The following is a 1,232-nucleotide window of genomic DNA, read 5'->3' on the forward strand; positions in this document are numbered from 1 at the left end:
CTAGTGCCGTATCAGGCAACGTTGGCCCTGTCGATGACCGCGCGTAGGCGCCGGTCGTCGGCGTGGCGGTTTCGCCAGATGATGTAGCGGCGGATCATGCTGCCCTGCTCTTTGTGGGTGGCGTGGTCGGTGCCGTCGAGGGTGAAGTAGCGCAGGGCGGTGAACTGGGCCTCGATGCGGTTGAGCCAGGAGCTGTTGGTCGGGGTGTAGGCGATCTCGACGTTGTTGTCCGCGGCCCAGGTGCCGACCCGCTGGCAGCGTTTCGTGGTCAGGTGCGGGGAGAAGTTGTCGCAGACGATCGCGATGCGGGTGTTCGGCGGGTAGAGGGTGCGAAGGTAACGGCAGAACTCCAGGAACTGTGTCCGCCTCTTGACGGGCTTGATATGGCCGTAGAGCTTGTCCTTGGCCAGGTCCAGGGCGGCGAACAGATGGCGTACTCCGCCGTAGCGGTTGTAGGTGGCCCGGCGTCTGCGGCGGGGTTCGCGAGCTGGGTCTTTGTGTCTGCCGCCGCGTTCGGCCCACTGCCGGCCGGGGTGGGGCATCAAGTTGAGCGGACCGAACTCGTCCATGCAGAAGACGACATCGGGTTCGCCGTCCTCGGGTATGACCTCGCCGTCGGCGATCGCGTAGAGGTGTTCGACGCGGGCCTTCTTGGCGGCGTAGTCGGGATCGCGGGAGGTCTTCCAGGTCTTCAGGCGTTGAAAGGAGACGCCTTCCTCGCGGAGCAGGATGCGCAGGCCCTCGTGGCTGATGTCGTCGACCACCCCCTCGGCAACCAGGAAGTCGGCCAGCTTGGTCAGACTCCAGGTGGAGAACGGCAGGCCGTGCTCGGTGGGCCGGGACTTGGCGATCTTCTTGATCTCACGGCGCTCGGGCAGCGTGAACGTCTTCGGACGGCCGCCCTTGTACTTCGGGTAGAGCGAGTCGAAGCCATCGGTGTTGAAGTTGTGGATCACATCGCGGACCCGGTCGTCGCTGGTGAACGACACCTCGGCAATCTTCGCCACCGGCATGCCCTGCGCGGACAGCAGCACCATCTGGGCCCGGCGCCAGGTCACCACCGATCCGGTACCCCTGCGGATGATCCGCAGCAGCCGCCGGCCCTCGTCATCATCGATCTCCCGGACCTGTACTCGTTCTGCCACGGGACCAGCATGACGGGTCCGTGCCGTCCGTGCCGACACCCGGACGGCGCGCCACAACAGGGCAAACGTTGCCTGATGCGGCACTAG

The 1,232-nt window shown here is 65.7% G+C and carries 1 protein-coding gene; it reads right to left on the reverse strand.

The window, feature by feature from the left end; genetic code table 11:
* Positions 1 to 11: 11 nt before the first annotated feature.
* Positions 12 to 1,145, reverse strand: coding sequence for an IS630 family transposase (locus ACIP8W_RS31945; protein ID WP_402205917.1), 1,134 nt, complete (start codon positions 1,143 to 1,145; stop codon positions 12 to 14).
* Positions 1,146 to 1,232: the final 87 nt, after the last annotated feature.

The organism is Streptomyces sp. NPDC088554 (genome assembly GCF_044752945.1).
Lineage (GTDB): Bacteria > Actinomycetota > Actinomycetes > Streptomycetales > Streptomycetaceae > Streptomyces.